Below are 2,728 nucleotides of genomic sequence, written 5' to 3' on the forward strand. Positions count from 1 at the left end.
GGTAATAACAAAAAGTCGGATGATACGAAAATGTTCACTAAAGTTAGACATTTTGAGTCGCTTTCGCTCCTCGATTTTCAATTCTCGCAATAGCAAACCCAAATAAATTTGTCCTTTGCTTACATTGCTTACGAAAATGTTCCTTACCTTTGCAGATATTTTTTTGCAACATATGACGCTATGACACAAGATAGAGAAATCTTCGCGATAATTCGAAAAGAACAGGAACGGCAACTTAAAGGTATTGAGCTTATTGCTTCCGAAAACTTTGTGAGTAAACAGGTGATGCAGGCCATGGGCTCTGTGCTGACAAACAAGTATGCCGAAGGATATCCCGGAAGAAGGTATTATGGCGGTTGTGAGGTGGTTGACCTGGGCGAACAGCTTGCCATTGACCGGTTAAAAGAGATTTTTGGCGCCGAATGGGCCAACGTGCAACCACACTCGGGAGCGCAGGCAAACGCTGCTGTTTTCCTGGCATGCCTGAAGGCAGGGGATAAATTCCTTGGACTGAACCTGTCTCACGGTGGCCATCTTTCACACGGTTCACCCGTCAACTTCTCCGGTCTGATGTTTGAACCTGTAGCATACAATGTGCGTGAAGAGGATCAGCGAGTGGATTACGACCAGCTGGAATCACTGGCACGCTCTGAAAGACCCAAACTCATTATTGCCGGTGCCTCGGCCTATTCACGTGAATGGGATTATGCTCGTATCCGCAAAATAGCCGATGAGATCGGTGCCATCTTCATGGTGGATATGGCGCACCCCGCCGGCCTGATTGCGGCCGGACTGCTCGAAAATCCGCTTAAACACGCACACATCGTGACCTCTACCACCCATAAGACACTGCGTGGTCCCCGTGGAGGCGTGATCCTGATGGGTAAGGATTTTGAAAACCCCTGGGGCCTCACCACACCCAAGGGAGAGGTTAAGATGATGTCGGCACTGCTGGATTCAGCTGTTTTTCCTGGCATGCAAGGCGGTCCCCTTGAACATGTGATTGCCTCGAAAGCGGTTTCTTTTTACGAGGCACTCCAGCCGGAATACAAGACCTATCAGACACAGGTGAAAAAGAATGCGGCCGTAATGGCGCAGGCCTTCGCCGACAAGGGATATAATGTCGTCTCGGGCGGTACCGATAACCACATCGTGCTGGTAGACCTGCGCACCAAGTTCCCTGATCTGACCGGTAAGGTAGCGGAGAAGGTACTTGTGGAGGCCGATATCACCACCAACAAGAACATGGTGCCTTTCGACAGCCGCTCGCCATTCCAGACATCGGGCCTCCGTTTCGGTACGCCGGCCATCACCACCCGCGGAGCAAAAGAAGAACTGATGGGAGAGATCGTGGAATTGATCGACACCGTGCTCTCTCGCGTGGACGACCCGAAGACCATCGCATCGGTGCGCGAAAAAGTGAACGTGACCATGAAGCAATATCCGCTTTTCGCCTGGTAGGATGCCCGGATAACTGATAAAGAGATGGGGAGTGGCTTAGCCATTCCCCATTTTTTATTTACATTTGCATGAAACTCGCGATAAGCAATGCATATTCTTCAGACCGAAATAAAATATGTTCCCGGCGTGGGACCCAAAAGAGCCGATATCCTGCAGAAGGAGCTCGATGTCTTTACGCTGGGAGACCTGCTTCGGTGGTACCCCTATCGATATATCGACCGGACGCGGATGTACTACGTGCACGAGATTGACCAGTCGCAGGCCTACATCCAGTTGAAGGGGAAGATCACCGCCTTTGAAGCCTTTGGAGAAGGAAGGAAAAGGAGGCTGGTGGCGCATTTTACCGACGGTACCGGCTTCGTCGACCTGGTCTGGTTTCAGGGTGTCCGTTTCATCGAAAGCAAGTACAAGCTCAACCAGGAGTACATCATCTTCGGAAAACCCAATCTCTTCAACGGCAAGTGGAATATTCCGCATCCCGAGATCGATCCTTTCATGGATGAATCGGACCGGCCGGAAGGGTTGATGGCGATGTACAATACCACGGAAAAGATGAAGAACCATTACCTCAACTCCAGGGCGATGCAGAAGATCATGGAAAATGCATTCGGGCTGATTAAGGAGCCGCTGCCGGAATCACTTTCACCCGATGTGGTAAAGGAGGCCCGGTTGATGTCTTTTCACGATGCGGTGGAAAATATTCACTTTCCCAAGTCGCCGGCGCAGCTGCGCGATGCCGAGTTCCGGCTGAAGTTTGAAGAGCTGTTCTATATCCAGCTAAGCATCGTGCGTTACTCATCCGACCGGAAAGCAAAGCTGAAAGGGATCCTTTTCCCCAAGGTTGGAGATTATCTCAATTCATTTTACAAAAAGAAACTACCCTTTCCGTTGACAAATGCCCAGAAGAGAGTAATCCGGGAGATCCGGAAGGATACCGCCTCCGGGAGGCAGATGAACCGCCTGCTGCAGGGTGATGTGGGAAGCGGCAAGACCATGGTGGCGATCATGTGCATGCTGATTGCCCTCGACAATGGATTTCAGTCCTGCCTGATGGCACCCACGGAGATCCTGGCGGCACAGCATTATGATACATTCACGCAGATGCTCTCCGGCATGAATGTGGGGGTAGCATTGCTGACTGGCTCCACGAGAAAGAAAGAGCGGGAGGAGATCCACGCAGGGCTGCTTTCCGGGAAAGTAAATATCCTGATTGGCACCCACGCTTTGATTGAGGATATAGTACAGTTTCGCAACCTGGGCTTCGTGG

At 51.0% G+C, this 2,728-nt stretch carries 2 protein-coding genes; both read left to right on the forward strand.

Annotation, left to right across the window (positions count from 1 at the left end):
- Nucleotides 1-180: 180 nt before the first annotated feature.
- Nucleotides 181-1,461 (forward strand): serine hydroxymethyltransferase, encoded by a 1,281-nt coding sequence (gene glyA / locus B3Z75_RS02645; protein WP_294067469.1) that lies wholly within the window; start codon nucleotides 181-183, stop codon nucleotides 1,459-1,461.
- A gap of 87 nt (nucleotides 1,462-1,548) precedes the next feature.
- Nucleotides 1,549-2,728: DEAD/DEAH box helicase (locus tag B3Z75_RS02650; protein WP_294067471.1), on the forward strand; the 1,180-nt coding region annotated here is incomplete at its 3' end.

The sequence above is a fragment of the Proteiniphilum sp. UBA1028 genome (assembly GCF_002316955.1).
Classification (GTDB): domain Bacteria; phylum Bacteroidota; class Bacteroidia; order Bacteroidales; family Dysgonomonadaceae; genus Proteiniphilum.

Bases quoted from the DNA above. Each gene is read 5' to 3' on its own strand.
- glyA (WP_294067469.1), top strand. From the start codon at position 181: ATGACACAAGATAGAGAAATCTTCGCGATAATTCGAAAAGAACAGGAA.